General features: G+C 69.1%; 16 protein-coding genes. 6 read left to right on the forward strand and 10 right to left on the reverse strand.

The window, feature by feature from the left end; genetic code table 11:
* Positions 1 to 785 (forward strand): MFS transporter (locus tag F9K34_RS11700; protein WP_291337148.1); only part of this gene is annotated, 785 nt, incomplete at its 5' end.
* A gap of 5 nt (positions 786 to 790) precedes the next feature.
* On the opposite strand, the gene F9K34_RS11705 is transcribed toward F9K34_RS11700, so the two are convergent.
* From F9K34_RS11705 to F9K34_RS11730, 6 genes are all read right to left on the reverse strand, one after another.
* Positions 791 to 1,126 (reverse strand): DUF1992 domain-containing protein, encoded by a 336-nt coding sequence (locus F9K34_RS11705; protein ID WP_291337149.1) that lies wholly within the window; start codon positions 1,124 to 1,126, stop codon positions 791 to 793.
* Positions 1,127 to 1,210: 84 nt separating this feature from the next.
* Entirely contained in the window at positions 1,211 to 4,381 is a 3,171-nt protein-coding gene (locus tag F9K34_RS11710) for a valine--tRNA ligase (protein WP_291337150.1), read from the reverse strand.
* A 64-nt stretch (positions 4,382 to 4,445) separates the two neighbouring features.
* Complete coding sequence (locus F9K34_RS11715) at positions 4,446 to 4,832, reverse strand: DUF1801 domain-containing protein (RefSeq protein WP_291337151.1); 387 nt, start codon at positions 4,830 to 4,832, stop codon at positions 4,446 to 4,448.
* On the reverse strand, positions 4,829 to 5,311 hold the full coding sequence (locus F9K34_RS11720) for a VOC family protein (protein ID WP_291337152.1): 483 nt from the start codon (positions 5,309 to 5,311) through the stop codon (positions 4,829 to 4,831). The genes F9K34_RS11715 and F9K34_RS11720 overlap by 4 nt, the downstream gene beginning before the upstream one ends.
* The gene (locus F9K34_RS11725) at positions 5,308 to 6,096 is read right to left on the reverse strand and encodes a VOC family protein (protein WP_291337153.1); all 789 of its coding nucleotides are present in this window, start codon (positions 6,094 to 6,096) and stop codon (positions 5,308 to 5,310) included. Before F9K34_RS11725 ends, F9K34_RS11720 begins: the two co-directional genes overlap by 4 nt.
* A complete protein-coding gene (locus F9K34_RS11730) occupies positions 6,093 to 6,449 on the reverse strand; it encodes a DUF1428 domain-containing protein (protein WP_291337154.1) in 357 nt (118 codons plus the stop codon). The genes F9K34_RS11725 and F9K34_RS11730 overlap by 4 nt, the downstream gene beginning before the upstream one ends.
* An 83-nt stretch (positions 6,450 to 6,532) precedes the next feature.
* Between F9K34_RS11730 and F9K34_RS11735 the strand changes: the two genes are divergently transcribed.
* Both F9K34_RS11735 and F9K34_RS11740 read left to right on the forward strand, forming a co-directional pair.
* Positions 6,533 to 7,219: a winged helix-turn-helix transcriptional regulator gene (locus tag F9K34_RS11735; protein ID WP_291337155.1), complete on the forward strand. Its 687-nt coding sequence runs from the start codon at positions 6,533 to 6,535 to the stop codon at positions 7,217 to 7,219.
* Positions 7,220 to 7,334: 115 nt separating this feature from the next.
* On the forward strand, positions 7,335 to 8,276 hold the full coding sequence (locus F9K34_RS11740; RefSeq protein ID WP_291337156.1) for a GNAT family N-acetyltransferase: 942 nt from the start codon (positions 7,335 to 7,337) through the stop codon (positions 8,274 to 8,276).
* Between the two features lie 9 nt (positions 8,277 to 8,285).
* Here F9K34_RS11740 and F9K34_RS11745 read toward each other — a convergent pair whose 3' ends face one another.
* The gene (locus F9K34_RS11745) at positions 8,286 to 8,717 is read right to left on the reverse strand and encodes an Lrp/AsnC family transcriptional regulator (RefSeq protein ID WP_291337157.1); all 432 of its coding nucleotides are present in this window, start codon (positions 8,715 to 8,717) and stop codon (positions 8,286 to 8,288) included.
* A 223-nt stretch (positions 8,718 to 8,940) separates the two neighbouring features.
* Here F9K34_RS11745 and F9K34_RS11750 point away from each other — a divergent pair, with 223 nt between their 5' ends.
* Complete coding sequence (locus F9K34_RS11750; RefSeq protein WP_291337158.1) at positions 8,941 to 10,086, forward strand: type III PLP-dependent enzyme; 1,146 nt, start codon at positions 8,941 to 8,943, stop codon at positions 10,084 to 10,086.
* A gap of 3 nt (positions 10,087 to 10,089) precedes the next feature.
* On the opposite strand, the gene F9K34_RS11755 is transcribed toward F9K34_RS11750, so the two are convergent.
* On the reverse strand, positions 10,090 to 10,773 hold the full coding sequence (locus F9K34_RS11755; RefSeq protein ID WP_291337159.1) for a hypothetical protein: 684 nt from the start codon (positions 10,771 to 10,773) through the stop codon (positions 10,090 to 10,092).
* Positions 10,774 to 11,173: 400 nt separating this feature from the next.
* Here F9K34_RS11755 and F9K34_RS11760 point away from each other — a divergent pair, with 400 nt between their 5' ends.
* Complete coding sequence (locus tag F9K34_RS11760; protein ID WP_436405740.1) at positions 11,174 to 12,256, forward strand: DUF2235 domain-containing protein; 1,083 nt, start codon at positions 11,174 to 11,176, stop codon at positions 12,254 to 12,256.
* Here F9K34_RS11760 and F9K34_RS11765 read toward each other — a convergent pair.
* Positions 12,240 to 12,728, reverse strand: coding sequence for a PaaI family thioesterase (locus F9K34_RS11765; protein WP_291337160.1), 489 nt, complete (start codon positions 12,726 to 12,728; stop codon positions 12,240 to 12,242). The genes F9K34_RS11760 and F9K34_RS11765 overlap by 17 nt on opposite strands.
* A gap of 132 nt (positions 12,729 to 12,860) precedes the next feature.
* Positions 12,861 to 13,727, reverse strand: coding sequence for a methylenetetrahydrofolate reductase [NAD(P)H] (metF, locus tag F9K34_RS11770; RefSeq protein WP_291337161.1), 867 nt, complete (start codon positions 13,725 to 13,727; stop codon positions 12,861 to 12,863).
* A gap of 102 nt (positions 13,728 to 13,829) precedes the next feature.
* Between metF and F9K34_RS11775 the strand changes: the two genes are divergently transcribed.
* Complete coding sequence (locus F9K34_RS11775; protein WP_291337162.1) at positions 13,830 to 14,735, forward strand: LysR family transcriptional regulator; 906 nt, start codon at positions 13,830 to 13,832, stop codon at positions 14,733 to 14,735.
* Positions 14,736 to 14,791: the final 56 nt, after the last annotated feature.

A 14,791-nucleotide genomic window follows, 5' to 3' on the forward strand; every position in this document is an offset into this window, starting at 1 on the left:
GGGCCCTCCTGCGCAACGAGCGGGTGGTGGAGATCGGCTTTGCCGGCTTCGCCCTGGCCGCGGCCGTTCTCGCGCTCCTGCCGGTGGTCTGGGCGGTCGTCCCGGCGCTTCTCCTCGCAGGTGCCTGCTGGGTGCTCGCGCTGTCGCTCTTCAACAGGACCGTGCAGCTTTCCACCCCGCGATGGGTGCTCGGTCGCGCGCTCGCCTTCTATCAGATGGCGGCCTTTGGCGGGCTCGCCGCGGGCGCCTGGGCCTGGGGCGCGATCGCCGACGAGGCCGGCATCGCCGGGGCCTTCGGGCTTTCGGCCGCCGTGCTGGTGGCAGGCGCGCTCGCCGGCTGGGTCTTCCGCGTCTCGGACTTCGGCGAGGTGGACCTGACGCCCCTCGGGCTCGTGACCGCCGCCGAGCCGCAGATCGACCTGCGCGCCCGCAGCGGGCCGATCTTCGTCCTGGTGGACTACGAGATTGCCCAGGAGGACGTGCCGGAGTTCCTGGCGCTGATGCAGGAGCGGCGCCGCATCCGCCTGCGCGACGGTGCGCGGCGCTGGGCGCTCCTGCGCGACCTGGAGCGGCCCGAGGTGTGGAGCGAGAAGTACTACGTTCCGACCTGGGTCGATTACGCGCGGCACCTCGCCCGGCGGACGAAGGCCGACGATGCCGTGCACAAGGCCATCCGCGCGCTGCACCGGGGGGCGGAACCGCCGAAGGTCCGGCGCAAGATCGAACGGCAGACCGTGCCGCGCCACGACGACGCGCCCCCCCTCGCGCCCGCCGACCTCGCCTAGACGGGTCAGGACTTCAGGAACCTGCGCCGGGCTTCCTCGGCAATGGCGAGGCGCATCTCGAGCCGCGCGATCTCGGCCATCGCCGCCTTGCGCGCGTCCGCATTCGGTGCCGCGGCGTAGCGGGCCCTGGCGTCGATCACGGCCTTCTTCAGGGTGATCTCCTCGGGAAGCGCGCCGGCCTCGGCCATGATGCGGAACCCGATCGCCTCGCCGGGGTCGACGAAGGCGTCGCCGGGGCGTTCCGGCAGGGGCTTGCCCGCGCCCTCGAGGCCCGAGAGCTTGCCTTCGGCCCCCGCCTTCAGCATCCGGCGCTCGGCGATACGGTTGATCCAGTCCGACATCGGTGCCTCCGCGACCGATATGGGGACCGGGGCGCCCGTGGGAAAGGCCGGGGGGTCACTTCCGGCCCGCCAATTTGCGTCAACCTAGCCAATCTCGGAAAGGCGCTGGAGCGCGGCTTTCAGCTTCGCGGCCTCTTCCTCGGCCAGACCGAGTTTCTCGCGGGTTTCCTCGACGATCTCCTCGGGGGCGCTTTCGACGAACTTGGGGTTGGAGAGCCGGGCCTTCAGGCCCCCAATTTCCTTCTCGAGCTTTTCCAACGTCCTGGAAAGACGCGATTTTTCCTCGGAGATGTCGATGACGCCTTCGAGCGGGATGGCGAAGCCGCCGCCTTCGACGGGAACCGTGATCGCGCCCTTCGGGGCGGCGCCTTCGGTCATCCCGTCGAGCCGGGCGAGGCGGGTGATCATCGGCGCGTTGGCCTCCCATGCGGCGCGGCCTTTCGCGTCCATCGCGGTCATGACGATGGGAAGCTTGAGGCCGGCCGGCACGTGCATCTGCGCGCGGGCAGAGCGGATTTCCTCGATCAGGCCGATCACCCAGTTCATCTCGCGGTCGGCGTTTTCGTCAATGAGTTCAGCACCATAGGCCGGCCATTCGGCATGGACGAGGAGCTTCGGCCGGTCGCCCGTCAGGCGCCAGAGTTCCTCGGTGATGAAGGGCATGATCGGGTGGAGGAGGATGTAGCACTGATCCAGCACCCAGGCCATCGTGGCGCGGGTCTCGGCCGCATGCTCGCCGTCCATCAGGGGCTTGGCAAACTCCACATACCAGTCGCAGACCTTGCCCCAGACGAAGGCATAGAGCGTGTTCGCCGCGTCGTTGAAGCGGTAGGAGGCAAGCGCCTCGTCCACCGCCATGCGCGCACGCGCCGTCTCGCCGATGATCCAGCGGTTGACCGTATGTTTCGCGTCGGTTTCGCGTCGGTTTTCCGTCCCGACAACGTCCCGACAGAGCGCGCCGTTCATCTCGGCGAAGCGCGTGGCGTTCCAGAGCTTGGTGGTGAAGTTGCGGTAGCCGGCGATGCGGTCCCTTGAGAGCTTGAGATCGCGCCCCATCGCCGCCATCGCGGTCAGGGTGAAGCGCAAGGCGTCGGCGCCGAATTCCTCGATGAGTTCGAGCGGGTCGATGACGTTGCCGAGCGACTTCGACATCTTCCGGCCCTTCTCGTCGCGGACGAGGGCGTGGACATAGACGGTGTGGAAGGGAACCTGGCCGACGACGGCAAGCTGCATCATCATCATCCGGGCGACCCAGAAGAAGATGATGTCGAAGCCGGTGACGAGGACGTCGGTGGGGAAGTATTTCCTCAGGTCGTCGGTGTCCTCGGGCCAGCCGAGCGTGCCGATCGGCCAGAGGCCGGAGGAAAACCAGGTGTCGAGCACGTCGGGGTCGCGCCAGACCGGGTAGATCAGGCGCGTCGGGTCCTGCGTGACCTCGTATTCCCCGAGCGCGGCGGTGAAGGCGGCGATGGCCGCGTGCTTGTCGGCGACTTCGACGACGCGGGCCGCATGCAGCGGTGTCGGCAGGGCGGCGAGGTCGTCGCGCGCCATGTCGGCGGCGGCGGTGAATGTCGCGGCGCAGTAGGCGGCGGGGTCCTGTTCGTCGAAGGCACCCTCGCGCAGGAGGCGGAACATCTCGACCTCGTCGAGGTCGCCGTCGGCCTCGTCGTCGACAAAGGCGACCGGGTGGATGCCGAGGCCGTACCAGACGGGAATCTGGTGCCCCCACCAGAGCTGGCGGGAGATGCACCAGGGCTCGATGTTCTCGAGCCAGTGGAAATAGGTCTTGGCGTCGCGTTCGGGCAGGATGCGGGTGTAGCCGGCCTTTTCGTCGAAGGTGCCGGCCTCCTGCGCCGCCATGCCGTCGCGGACGGCCTTCAGCGCGGGCTCCACGATCTTCGCGGTATCGACGAACCACTGGTCCGTCAGCATCGGCTCGATGACGACCTTCGAGCGGTCGCCGAAGGGCTGCATGATCGGCTTCGCCTCGACGAAGGGGACCCGTTCCAGATGCTCGGCGCCGGTCTCGGCGTCGATCGACTTGACGAGGGAGGTCACGGCGAGCCCCTCGGCGTTAATCTCCTCCACGACGCGCTTGCGCGCCTCATAGCGGTCAAGGCCGCGCAGGTCGTCGGGGACGAGGTTCAGCGCGTCGGCCTCGGCCTCGGAGAGCGTGCGGTCGCCGCGCGCCACCTCCATCGCGAGGGCGGCGGCCTCGGCGTAGGGAAGGCCGTCGGCGCGCATCTGCGCCTTGGTGTCCATCAGCCGGTAGCAGGGGATGTCGTGCCGCTTGGCCACGCCGTAATCGTTGAAGTCGTGGGCGCCCGTGATCTTCACCGCGCCCGAGCCGAAGGCCGGATCGGGATATTCGTCGGTGATGATCGGGATCAGGCGCCGGTGTTCCCTGGGCCCGACCGGTATTTCGCAGAGTTTCCCGACAATTGGCGCGTAACGCTCGTCTGACGGGTGAACCGCGACCGCGCCGTCGCCGAGCATCGTCTCGGGCCGCGTCGTGGCGATGGAGATGTAGTCGCGGGTCTCGCGGAAGGTGACGTTCCCGTCCTCGTCCTTCTCCACGTAGTCATAGGTTTCGCCGCCGGCGAGCGGATACTTGAAGTGCCACATCTGGCCCGGCACCTCGACGCTCTCGACCTCGAGGTCGGAGATCGCGGTCTCGAAATGCGGGTCCCAGTTGACGAGACGCTTGCCGCGGTAGATCAGGCCCTTGTTGTACATCTCCACGAAAACCTTGATGACCGCGTCGTGGAAGTTGCCAAGGTCGGTCTCGGGAGCGCCCGGCGCGCCGGACATGGTGAAGGCGTTGCGCGTCCAGTCGCAGGAGGCGCCGAGGCGCCTCAGCTGGGTGATGATCGTGTCGCCGGACTGGCCCTTCCATTCCCAGACCTTCCCGAGGAACGTCTCGCGCCCCATCTCGCGGCGGCCGGGTTGCTGGGATTTCGCCAGTTCGCGCTCCACCACCATCTGGGTGGCGATGCCGGCGTGGTCCTGCCCCGGCTGCCAGAGCGTGTCGAAGCCCCGCATCCGGTGCCAGCGGACGAGAATGTCCTGCAGCGTGTTGTTGAAGGCATGACCCATGTGGAGCGAGCCGGTGACGTTCGGCGGCGGGATCATGATGCAGAAGGTTTCCGCGCCCGGGTTCGCGTTGGCGCCGGCCCGAAAGGCTCCGGCCCGTTCCCAGAGAGCGTAGAGGCGTTCTTCCGCCTCGGCGGCGTTGAAGGTCTTGTCCATCGGCATCGTCGGCATCCGTCCTTGGGTCGCTTTCCCTTAGCGAAAGCGCGCCGAGAGGGGAAGGGGCGGGTCAGCGGGCCCGGTCGGCGGCGACGGCCTGCCGCATGTAATGCGCCACTGCCGCCGTGGGATAATCCTCGATCCGCGTGATGCGGATCGTGCGGGACATTTTCCCGGCGCCCCCGAGCCGGTGGAACGGGTCGTCGAAGGACGCGCCCGCGGTGAAGGAGAGCGTGACGGCGGACCGGGAGGGGCTGATCGCCGCGATGTCGCGCGTCAGCCGGAAGACCGGGACCGGAATGTATTTCTCCGTCCCGCCGCGCATCCGGAGGGTGACGTCGGGCGCGACCGCGGCAAAGTCCGCGACGATCCGCAGGACGATGGCGCGGTGCTCCGGGCGAACACGCGCGGCGAGGAACGCTGCGAGGGCGTCGCCGGCGGAGGCGGGGTCAGTCACCCCGCCCGCGCCGCCTCGATCGCGGCGATGTCGATCTTGCCCATGGTCATCATCGCCTCCATGGCGCGACGGGCGGCGGCGGGGTCGGGGTCCTTGATCGCCGCCAGCAGCGCGCGGGGCGTGATCTGCCACGAGAGGCCGAAGCGGTCCTTGCACCAGCCGCAGGCGCTTTCCTGCCCGCCGTTGCCGGTGATGGCGGCCCAGTAGCGGTCCGTCTCCTCCTGCGTCTCGGTCAGGACCATGAAGGACACCGCCTCGCTGAAGGTGAAGTTCGGGCCGCCGTTCAGGCCGACGAAGGGCTGGCCGAGCAGGGTGAACTCCACCAGGAGCTCGCCCCCTGCCTTCATCGAGGGATTGTCGGCCGGGGAGTCAAGGGCGTGTCCGACATGGCTGTCGGGGAAGGTGGCGGCGTAGAATTCCGCCGCCTCGCGCGCGTTGCCGTCGAACCAGAGGCAGGTGGTCATGCGGTCACGGGTCATGGCGTGTGCTCCATCGGGCCGACGACGGCGAAACGCGCGCCCTGCGGGTCGCGGGCCTGGACGATGAAGGCGCCGCCCGGAACCTCCTGCGGCCCGTGCAGGATCTCGCCGCCGGCCGCGCGGATCCGCTCCATCGCCGGGGCGACGCCGTTGGTGCCGAAGTAGGGCAGCCAGGCGGCACCCGACATGTCCGGTGCAAGGCCCGTCATGCCGCCGATGTCGCGGTCCTGCCAGCGGAAGAGGTCGTAGGAGCCCATCGCGCCCATGTCCATGCTCTGGCCGGGCGTCCAGCCGAGCACCTTGCCGTAGAAGGCCATGGCGGCCTTCTGGTCGGCTGTCGACAACTCGTTCCAGTTGCCGTGGCCGGCCTTCGTCTGGTCGAAGGCGGTTCCGGCGCCGCCGCCCGGCATCGGCAGGGGCTCCAGGATGCCGAAGCCGGCGCCGGTCGGGTCGGCGAGGCTCGCGAAGCGCCCGGTGCCGGGGATCGGGGTGACGGGGTGGTGCAGGGTCGCTCCGGCCGCGACCATCGCGGCCACGGCACGGTCGGCATCGTCCACGGCGAAGTAGATCATCCACATCGGAGGCATGCCGGCGACGTCCGGCGGTATGTCCATGGCGCCGGCGACCATCTCTCCGCCGATGCTCGCGAGGTGGTAGGTGAAGCCCGCCATCCCCGCGTCGGCGAAGGTCCAGCCGAGGACCTTCGCATAGAAGTCGCCGGCCTCGGCGAGCTTGCCGGGCGTGGTCGAAAGCTCGTACCAGCAGGGGCTGCCATGGTGGGTCATGCCGCCGTTCCTTCCATCAGCAGGGGCTCGAATCCGCCGTAGATCATCCGCTTGCCGTCGAAGGGCATCCCGGACACGTCGGGGTCGAGTTCCATCATCTTCTTGTAGGCGGCGTCGCGGGTCGCCTTGTCGGGCCAGATCATCCAGCAGAGCACGACGGTTTCCGCCGCCGTCGCTTCGACGGCCCGGAAGAAGTCGGTCTGCTTGCCGTGGGGCACGTCGTCGCCCCAGCCGACGCCGAAGGCCTTGGCGCCCATGTCGCGGAAGGTGGGCCACCATTTCGCCTCGTGGGCGCGATATTCCTCGCGTTTCGCGGTCGGCACCGGAACGACGAATCCGTCGATGTAGGACATGGCGATTCTCTTCCTGTTGAAGGTCCTGTTGCAGCGAGGATGGTCTTCGCATAAGTTCGAAAAAGCAACTGACAGTTGGAAAAATGAACGAAATCGGCAAAGGGTCGCCCCGGCCTATCCGCAGCGTCTACGGCGAGGGCTGCATCGCGGCCCACGCGCTCGACCTTCTGGGCGACCGCTGGGCGCTCCTGGTGATCCGCGAGCTGATGCTGGGGGCCAAACGGTTCCAGCTTGTGCGTGCCGGGCTGCCGGGGATCAGCGCCTCGGTGCTGACCCAACGGCTGGAAGGCCTGGAAGAGGGCGGAATCCTGCGCCGGGTGATCCTGCCCGACCCGGCCGGCGTGCAGGTCTACGAGCTGACGGAGCTTGGAAAGGCAGTGCGCCCGGTCATCGACGCGCTCTGCAGGTTCGGGGTGCGGCTGCCCGGGCATGACCCGAAGAAATTCATCAGCCCGACGGCGCTGATGCTGTCGATGGCGGCGATGGTGGACCGCAAGGCGGCGAAGGAGGTGGAGGTCGCCGCCGGCTTCGACATGGGGCGGGAGAGTTTCAGGGGGGAACTGGAGAACGGCCGCTGGGAGGTGGAGCGCGGCGCGGCGGAAGGCGATGTGGTCTTTGCCGGCAGTGCCAACACGCTCGCCGGCGTGGTTTATGGCGCGCACCCGCTAGCGCACTGGCTCGGGTCCGGGACGGTGACGTTCCGGGGCGACCCCGCGACGGGCCAGCGGTTCCTGGACCTCTTCCGACTGACGGGGCGGGCCGGCACCTGACGGCGCCCCGTGCCGCCGGGCATGGCCCCGGCAGGCACTGTTGGCCGCGCGTGTGCCCGGGCGTATCCTTGCCGCGGGCGTTCCGGGGCGGGACTGTCCCGAGGGGAGGCGGATGATGACGAAGGCGATATCGCTCCGCGAGGCGCGTGCAGGCGATCTTTCCGCGGCCTATGCGCTCTTCCGCCGGTCGATCTACGACTACCTGTTCCGCGTGGGCTTCGTGGACGAGGCGGCGGCCAGGAACCCGCCCGTCGAATCATCCTGGAAGCGTCAGGGCCGATGGATCACCCACCTCTGGGGCACCGCGGCCGAAAACTGGGTTGCCGAGGATGCCGGGGGCGGCCTCGTCGGGTGGGCGCTGAGCGTCCTCCGCGACGGCCACCTGGAACTTTCCATGTTCTTCGTCGAGCCGGGTGTCCAGAGCGGAGGTATCGGCCGCGCACTCCTTGCGCGCGCATTCCCCGACGGGCGCGCCCGGGGGAAATCCATCGTCGCCACGCAGGACGAACGCGCCCTGTCGCTCTACCTCAGGTCGGGCGTGCACCACCGGACAACCTCCCTCGACGTGAAGCTCGTCGCCGGGCCGGTCGTCCCGGCAACGGACCTTGTGTTCGAGCGCCTCGCGCCGGGACCTGCGGCGGTCTCGGCGATCGGGGCGCTGGAGCGCGAGGTGCTCGGGTTTCGCCGCGACGAGGACATCGGCTTTCTCCTCGGCATGCGGCCGGCATTCCTGGCGCGGCGCGGGGGCCGGCCGGCCGGATACGCCTTCGGGATCCAGCCCAACCCGCCGGACGCGGACGACTTCGAGCCGACCGCCGGCCCGATGGCTGCGCTGGACCCGGCCGACATCCCGGCGCTGATCGACCATGTCACGCGGGAAGGACCGGAGGGGCAGGGGTTCTTCGTCACGGTGCCGATGGCCAACCGGGTGGCGCTCGACCACCTGCTTCGGGCTCGCGGCGGGCGGCTCGATCCCTTCTACCTGATGATCCTGTGCAGCGACGACGCGGCGCGGTTCGACCGATGCATCCATACCTCGCCGTCGTTCATCCTCTGACCGCGGCGCTCAGACCGCCCGGTCGAGCTTGGTCGAGAGGTGGATGAGGCTTTCGGACGACTTCACCCCGGTCATCTCGCCGATCTGGTCGAGCACCTCGTCGAGCTGTGCCGTCGACGCGGCCGCGACCTGGAGGAGAAGGTCCACCCGGCCGGAGGTGGTGTGGATGCGCTCGACCGCCGGCACCGCCTTCAGCCGCGTTAGCACGTTGGCCTGGGCGCGCGGCTCGATCGTCAGGAGAACGGTCGCGCGGATGCGGGAGGCGCGCGCCGCCTCGCCGAGCTTCACCGTGTAGCCCGCGATGACCCCGGTCGATTCAAGCCGCTCCAGCCGCGCCTGGATGGTGGAGCGCGCGACCTTCAGCCGGCGCGCCAAAGTGGCCACCGACATCCGCGCATCCGCACCGAGTTGGCCGAGGATGGCCCGGTCGAGGTCGTCCATTCTGCAACACCGTCGTTTTGGTTTGCGTTGTCGTCATAATAACGACAGTGCGCCGCAAATCTACCCTTTTCATCGGTCAGATTGTGCCCCATATCCCGCGCACTTCGTTCAGGAAAAGGGCGGCTCATACGCACCTGGCCTGGTTGGTTGAAACGCGTAAGCGTCTCCCGACCCGTCAAGCCGGGGCAAGAGGTGGCTGCGCTCTGTTGGCAGGAGCAGGCCGATGGGGCTTTCCAAGACTATCTGGACGAATCCGTCCGAATTCCTTCGTATCGAGCGCCCGGTGGACCCGGTGATGTTCTTCGCGCCGGCCGTGTTGCAGGACACCGCGCGGCGGTTCCTCGACGGCTTTCCGGGCCTTGTCACCTATGCGGTGAAATCGAACCCCGACGAGATGGTGATCCAGAACCTCGTCGCCGCCGGGATCGAGGGCTTCGACGTGGCCTCGCCGGCCGAGATCGAGATGATCGCGCGGCTCGCCCCGACGGCCGCCATGCACTACAACAACCCCGTCCGCGCCCGCCACGAGATCGAATACGCGGTGGCGATGGGCGTGAAGTCCTATTCGGTGGACAGCCGGTCCGAGCTTGCCAAGCTTGTCGATCTGGTGCCGGCCGAGGGCACGGAAATCTCCGTCCGCTTCAAGCTGCCGGTCTCCGGGGCGGCCTACAACTTCGGCGCCAAGTTCGGCGCGACGGTGGAGCTTGCGGCGGAACTGCTGCGCGCGGTCGACGCGGCGGGCTTCATCCCCTCGCTCACCTTCCACCCGGGCACCCAGTGCACCGACCCGATGGCCTGGGACGCCTATATCCGCGCGGCGGCCGAGATCTGCCGTCTGGCGGGCGTGAAGGCGCGGCGGCTCAACACCGGCGGCGGCTTCCCCGCGCACCGGGTCGAGGGCGAACTGCCCGCTCTCGAGGCGATCTTCGCGCTCATCGCCCGCGTTGCGGACGAGGCCTTCGAGGGCACTCCGCCCGCGCTCGTCTGCGAGCCGGGGCGCGGCATGGTGGCCGAGGCCTTCACGCTTGCCGCACAGGTGAAAGCGGTGCGCGACGACGCGCATGTGTTCCTGAACGACGGCACCTATGGCGCGCTCGACGAACTGCCGATCACCGGCATGATCACCCGCATCGCCGTGGTCGAGCCCGAGGGCCGGCGGCGGACGGCAGAGGCCGCGCCCCGCATCGTCTTCGGCCCGACCTGCGACAGCGTGGACCGGCTGCCGGGCGAGGTGATGCTGCCCGGCGACATCGCCGAGGGCGACTATGTCGTGCTGTCGGGGATGGGCGCCTATTCGACGGCGACCAACACCCGCTTCAACGGCTTCGGCGCGCTGACCATCGCCACGGTGATGCGGCTCGACGCCTGAGGACTACCAGAAGGGCGCCGCGCAGATCGACCGGGGTTCCGGCAAGAGGCCAAGCGCCATGAGGACGAGCCCGAACGCGTAGGTGCCTGCAAAGGCGCCCGCGCTTGCGGCGAGCGCGGCGACCGGGTAGTGCCATGGGCGCCGTGGCGGGGCGGCGGTGCCGGCCGGGATCGCGAGGCGGCGCGGGATGGCCGCCATCGGGCCGTAGATGAGGAAGACGAAGACCCAGAGGAGCGCCCCTTCCGGCAATGCCTGGAGGCCGGCGAGGAACGCCGCGCCCTGCTGTTCCAGGAAGACCCCCATCGCGCCGTTCACGGCGAAGCACTCGCCCACCGAGAAGCCGAAGCGGCGGACGAGCCAGGCCCAGGTGAGACCGAGGCCGGAATAGAAACCGACGCCGATCAGCAGGTCGCGCCCCAGCTGGGGGTGGAAGAGCGCAGGCTCCGGCGAGCAGGCGGCGTAGTGCCCGGCCCAGGCGGCCAGTTCCACGGCCATGCCGGTGGCGATTGCGGCGAGGAGGAAGCGCCGGGCCGAGATGCGCGGCGCCGGCGCCGGAAGCACCACGGCGACGAAGCCGGTCCAGACCAGCGCCTGGGTATCGACCGGCCGCGCCGCAAGACCCGCGAGCGGCAGGAGGCCGCTTAGGGCGAAGGCCAGGCGGAGAGGGGAAAGGGCGGCGCGGCGCATCCGCACGAGCCTAGGCGGGAAGCGGCCCCGGCGGCAAGACCGCGCGCTTCGTTCCCGCGCCGGTGCCCGGCTGGTTGCCGGCGAGGCGTGCTCAGGCGCGTCACGAAAAGGCCGCAGGACCGCTCAACCTTTCGTCAAACTTGTTTCCATAATCTCCCGGAACCGGAAGCCGATGCCCAAGTCGATCCTGCAGGGCAATCGGCCCGCCGATCAAGACCACGGGACTCGCCATGCCTGTACCCCAAGCCCCCGACCAAAGGATGGACGCGCAGCCTCTCGCCTGCGGATTGTCGTCGGTGCGGAAACGGAAACAAGCAGTAACAGGAAGTTACGGATTCCTGACTAGGGGCGACTCGCCGGCCGGGTTAGCATCGGGGATGTGGGAAGGAGGCACGGCAGGGTGACGCGGCTTGCCGAAAGGCTGCTCCGGATATTCAGGATCGGCCGCCAGGTCGAGACCCAGGCGCCGCCGCGCGGTCGCGCGCCCTGCACCCACGTCATCCTGCTCGACGGCACGCTCTCCACGCTCGCACCGGGCTGCGAGACGAACATCGGGATCATCTACAAGCTGCTGAAATCCATGCCCTCGTCGGCGCGGCTCTCGCTCTACTACGAGGCGGGGGTGCAGTGGCACGTGTGGCGCGACACGCCCGCAGTCGCCATGGGCCGCGGCATCAACCGGCAGATCCGCCGGGCCTACGGCTGGCTCGCCACCCGCTACCGGCCGGGCGACCGGATCTACTTCTTCGGCTATTCGCGCGGCGCCTATGCCGTCCGCTCGCTCGCCGGGGTGATCGACCAGGTGGGCCTGCTCCGGTCCGACTGCGCGACGGAGCGCAATGTCCAGCTTGCCTACCGCTACTACCAGCGCGAACCGGGCAGCCCGGGCGAGACGGTCTTTCACAAGCGCTTCTGCCACGACCGGGTGGAGATCGAGATGATCGGCGCCTTCGACACGGTGAAGGCGCTGGGCGTGCGGCTGCCGCTCCTCTGGACCTGGACCGAGCCGCAGCACGAGTTCCACAACCACCACCTGAGCCCGGTCGTGAAGGCGGGCTTCCACGCGCTCGCGCACGAGGAGACGCGGGCGGCCTTCGACCCGGTGCTGTGGGATTCGCGGGCGGGCGACTGGACGGGGCGGCTTGAACAGGTCTGGTTCCGCGGCGCGCATGGCGACGTGGGCGGTCAACTGGCCGGCTTCGACGCGGCGCGGCCGCTCGCCAACATCCCCCTGGTCTGGATGATCGAGAAGGCGGAGGGCTGCGGCCTGCCCCTGCCGGAGGGCTGGCGGGCACGGTTTCCGACCGATCCGCAGGCACCTTCGGTCGGCACCACCCGGGGATGGGGCAAGGCCTTCGTTCTCAGGGCGAAGCGCAGGGTCGGGCGCGATCCCTCGGAGGCGGTGCATCCCACGGCGGCCGCCGCCCGGGCGCGGCCCGGCCACTGGCACCTGCCGGCGCTGAGGCTCAGCCGGCGGACATGACGAGGCAGGTGGTGGAGCCGGTGGCGTAGAGCTTGCCGTCCTCGGCGCCGCGGATCTCGCCCCGGGCGATCCCGGTCGAGCGGCCGGCATGCTGGATCAGCCCCTCGGCCAATACCCGCATCCCGAGCGGCACGGGGCGGGTGACGTTCACCCGGTACTCCAGCGTCGTGTAGTAGCTTCCCTGCGGCACGGTGGTCATCACGGCGCAGGCCATGCAGCTGTCGAGGAGGGCGCCATACCAGCCGCCATGCGGCGTCCCAGTCGGATTGGTATGGGCAAACTCCGGCCTGCCCTCGAAGACGACGCGGCCGGGCTCGACCTCGATCACGCGGAAACCGAGTGTCGCGCCGATGGCCGGGCCGGCGATCCGTCCGTCGCGCACCGCGCACATGAAGTCGAGCCCGGACATCGACAGGAACCGGTCGCGCGGCAGAAGGTCGGCGGGGCTACGGGCAGCGAAGGCGTTCGACATGGCAGGCTCCGGGCAGGTCGCGCCAGAGCTACCCTGCCCGGCAGGCGGAGGAAAGCCGCGCCGCCACGCCCCCGCGCGAAAAGCGGCCCTGAACCGCGATGACGGTCCAGGGCCGAAACAGAGACGTGCCGGTCAGGCCACGTTCTGCAGGGAGACCTCCGGCACGATGCCGAGCGCGTAGCACACGTTGCGGGTCATCTGCGGCCGGTTGAGCGTGTAGAAATGCAGCGCGTCCACGCCTTCCTCGATCAGCCGCTCGCAGAGGACGGTGCACTGGGTCAGCGCCAGGAGGTCCTCGCGCCCGTCGCGGATCGCATGGGTGAAGGCCTCTTCCAGGCGCGGCGGGACATGGGTGTTGCAGCGTTCCGCGAAGCGGCGCGCCCCCTCCCAGGAGATGATCGGCAGGATGCCGGGCACGATCGGCGCGTCGATGCCCGCCTTGGTGCAGGCGTCGCGGAAGCGCAGGAAGGTCTCGGCCTCGAAGAAGAACTGGGTGATGGCGCGGCTCGCCCCGGCGTCGATCTTGCGCTTGAGCCACTCGACATCGGCCCGGCTGTCGGCGGCCTCCGGATGCGGCTCGGGGTAGGCGCCGACCGCGATGTTGAACTTGCCGGTGGCGGCGAGCGCCTCAACCAGTTCCACCGAATTGGCGAAGCCGTCGGGATGGGGCGTGAAGCGGTCCGCACCCTTCGGCGCGTCGCCCCTGAGCGCCACGATGTCGCGCACCCCGGCCTCGGCATAGGCATCGGCGATCTCCAGCGTCTCGGCCCTCGTCGCATCGACGCAGGTGAGGTGGGCGGCGACGCGCAGGCCGTAGTTCCTGCCGATCGTCGTCACCGCCTCGTGCGTGAGTTCGCGCGTGGTGCCGCCCGCGCCATAGGTGACGGAGACATACTCCGGTCTCAGGGGTTGCAGCGCGTGAACGGTTTCCCAGAGCCGGAACGACGCATCGAGCGTGTGCGGCGGGAAGAATTCGAACGAGAGGCGGGGTGCGGGCATGGCTCGGTTCCTTCTGCTTTCGCCCTTGTCGCAGGAATCTGGATGTGAGACAAATTCATAATCCTCAAGATCAATATGAGGTTTGAATCAAGTAGGGCGCCGATGCATCTGGACCTCCGGCATCTCAGGACGATCAAGGCGATCCACGACGCGGGCGGGCTCGCGCGCGCGGCGGAGGTGCTGAACATCACCCAGTCGGCGCTTTCCCATCAGGTGAAGGGGCTGGAGGAGCAGGTGGGGGTGGAGCTTTTCGTCCGTCGGTCGAAACCGCTGAAGCTTTCGGCGGCGGGCCAGCGGCTGCTCCGCGCGGCCGAGAAGGTGCTGCCGGAGATCGCCGCGGTGACGGAGGAGTTCCGCGCGCTGCGCTCCGGCAAGACCGGGCGTCTGCATATCGCCATCGAATGCCACGCCTGTTTCGACTGGCTCTTTCCAGTACTCGACGCCTTCCGCCGCGCCTGGCCGGATGTGGACGTGGACATCCGCCCCGGCCTCGCCTTCGAGGCGATGCCCGCGCTTGCCCGCGAGGAGGTCGATCTCGTGATCTCTTCCGATCCCGAGTCGCTGCCGGGCATCGTCTTCAACCCGCTTTTCGACTATGCGCCGACGCTGGTCGCGGCCGCCGACAGCCCGCTTGCCGCGAAGGAGTGGATCGAGGCGGAGGACCTGCGCGACCAGGTGATCATCACCTATCCGGTGGACCGCACCCGCCTCGATGTCTTCACCACGCTGCTGACGCCGGCGAAGGTGGAGCCGGAGGCGGTGCGGCAGGTGGAACTGACCGCCGTCATCCTGATGCTCGTCGCCTCCGGCCGCGGCGTCTCGGTCCTGCCCGACTGGGTGCTGCGCGAGGTGAAGTACCGGCCCGACTACGTGACCCGCCGCCTGACGCGGGAGGGTGTCACCAAGCGGATGTACGCTGCCACGCGCACGGAGGATGCGACCCGGCCCTTCATGGCGCATTTCCTGCGGTTGGCGCGCACCGAGCCGGTGAAGCTCCAGCGCGTCTGACGGCTTGACCTTGCCCGGCCCCGCGGGCCTCATGCCGGCCGGAGCGGGGGGCAGGG

The organism is Albidovulum sp. (assembly GCF_008933605.1).
Lineage (GTDB): Bacteria > Pseudomonadota > Alphaproteobacteria > Rhodobacterales > Rhodobacteraceae > Albidovulum.

Coding starts and splice junctions, on each gene's coding strand:
- F9K34_RS11755 (WP_291337159.1), bottom strand. CDS start 10,773: ATGCGCCGCGCCGCCCTTTCCCCTCTCCGCCTGGCCTTCGCCCTAAGC.
- F9K34_RS11720 (WP_291337152.1), bottom strand. CDS start 5,311: ATGACCCGTGACCGCATGACCACCTGCCTCTGGTTCGACGGCAACGCG.
- metF (WP_291337161.1), bottom strand. CDS start 13,727: ATGCCCGCACCCCGCCTCTCGTTCGAATTCTTCCCGCCGCACACGCTC.
- F9K34_RS11710 (WP_291337150.1), bottom strand. CDS start 4,381: ATGCCGATGGACAAGACCTTCAACGCCGCCGAGGCGGAAGAACGCCTC.
- F9K34_RS11765 (WP_291337160.1), bottom strand. CDS start 12,728: ATGTCGAACGCCTTCGCTGCCCGTAGCCCCGCCGACCTTCTGCCGCGC.
- F9K34_RS11730 (WP_291337154.1), bottom strand. CDS start 6,449: ATGTCCTACATCGACGGATTCGTCGTTCCGGTGCCGACCGCGAAACGC.
- F9K34_RS11705 (WP_291337149.1), bottom strand. CDS start 1,126: ATGTCGGACTGGATCAACCGTATCGCCGAGCGCCGGATGCTGAAGGCG.
- F9K34_RS11740 (WP_291337156.1), top strand. CDS start 7,335: ATGACGAAGGCGATATCGCTCCGCGAGGCGCGTGCAGGCGATCTTTCC.
- F9K34_RS11725 (WP_291337153.1), bottom strand. CDS start 6,096: ATGACCCACCATGGCAGCCCCTGCTGGTACGAGCTTTCGACCACGCCC.
- F9K34_RS11775 (WP_291337162.1), top strand. CDS start 13,830: ATGCATCTGGACCTCCGGCATCTCAGGACGATCAAGGCGATCCACGAC.
- F9K34_RS11735 (WP_291337155.1), top strand. CDS start 6,533: ATGAACGAAATCGGCAAAGGGTCGCCCCGGCCTATCCGCAGCGTCTAC.
- F9K34_RS11745 (WP_291337157.1), bottom strand. CDS start 8,717: ATGGACGACCTCGACCGGGCCATCCTCGGCCAACTCGGTGCGGATGCG.
- F9K34_RS11750 (WP_291337158.1), top strand. CDS start 8,941: ATGGGGCTTTCCAAGACTATCTGGACGAATCCGTCCGAATTCCTTCGT.